A 629-nucleotide genomic window follows, 5' to 3' on the forward strand; every position below is an offset into this window, starting at 1 on the left:
CTATCCTCTGGGGATCTGGTTTTTTAATGAAATAGGCCACCCGGATGGGATTTTCGTGGAAAAAGAGGTCTCGTAAAACTGAACTGGCGGGAGCGCCGCCAGTTTGTTTCAGCGCATATTTACCTGAATACCGGAGGTGATGTTTTCGGTCAGCCGAACGATATGATAAATCACCTGCTTATTATGCGTTTGTATTTTCTTTTTAATATTGCCTTTATGCGACGATACCGTCTTCGCTTTGATGTTCATTTGCGTTGAGATTTGCGAAGTACCATGCCCGGCCATCCACATTTGCAGCATATTTGATTCTGTTTTACTCAGTGACAATGTCGGTAAAGTTAACTGCCCTACACTGGTGTTTTTGTATTTAAGATAATTAACCAGAATAACATCAAGGTCTTTTGGGGTTATCGATTTTGAACTGATTAGCAGATTCTTCCGTACCCGCAAATAGCGGTCAAAATGGATGTTCGCCAGCGACATAAAGATAACAAACAGCGTCGCCGGGTTTTGCGTAATGATCTGGCGAATAATGCCATTACTTTCATCATCATGCACGAAACAGTCTTCATTCAGAAACACCACCGCCGGGCAACACGACGTACAGTGTTTCTGCAGATCCGCAGCAT

2 protein-coding genes are annotated in these 629 nt (G+C 43.4%); one reads left to right on the top strand and one right to left on the bottom strand.

Annotated elements, in window-relative coordinates; all coding sequences use genetic code 11:
• Positions 1–76, top strand: a 76-nt coding sequence (locus ABD353_RS40675) for a hypothetical protein (protein ID WP_425555359.1), incomplete at its 5' end; no start/stop codon positions are given.
• A gap of 32 nt (positions 77–108) precedes the next feature.
• Here the strand turns inward: ABD353_RS40675 and rcsA are convergent.
• Positions 109–629, bottom strand: a 521-nt coding sequence (gene rcsA, locus ABD353_RS39905; protein WP_336406829.1) for a transcriptional regulator RcsA, incomplete at its 5' end; no start/stop codon positions are given.

The organism is Kitasatospora arboriphila (assembly GCF_039528095.1).
In the GTDB taxonomy this organism is placed as follows: Bacteria; Actinomycetota; Actinomycetes; order Streptomycetales; family Streptomycetaceae; genus Kitasatospora; species Kitasatospora arboriphila.